Raw genomic sequence first — 356 nt, 5'->3', positions numbered from 1 at the left:
TGTGCTGACAGGAGAATAGTTCTTTCTCCACCACCACTCCAACTCTGGAATAAGCGGAATAGTTCTTTCTCCACCACTACTCCAAGGGTGGAAAGAAACTGTACCGACAGGAGAATAGTTTTTTCGCCGCCACCACGCTATCGGTGGAAAGAAACTATACCGATAAGCGGAATAGTTTTCCCCACCACTACTCCAAGGCTGGAAAGAAACTGTACCGATAAGCGGAATAGTTTTCCCCACCACCACTCCAACCCTGGAATAAGCGGAATAGTTCTTTCTCCACCACCACTCCAACCCTGGAATAAGCGGAATAGTTCTTTCTCCACCACTACTCCAAGGCTGGAAAGAAACTGTAC

The 356-nt window shown here is 47.5% G+C and carries 1 protein-coding gene; it reads right to left on the bottom strand.

Features of this window, described 5'->3' with window-relative positions:
- Positions 1 to 137: 137 nt before the first annotated feature.
- A partial coding sequence (locus AC0QH1_RS29725; RefSeq protein WP_324635060.1) for a hypothetical protein occupies positions 138 to 356 on the bottom strand: 219 nt, incomplete at its 5' end.

It is taken from the genome of Phormidium sp. CCY1219 (genome assembly GCF_055795085.1).
The sequence above is the reverse complement of the archived record's forward strand: the minus strand, read 5'-3'. Positions and strand labels throughout refer to the sequence as shown.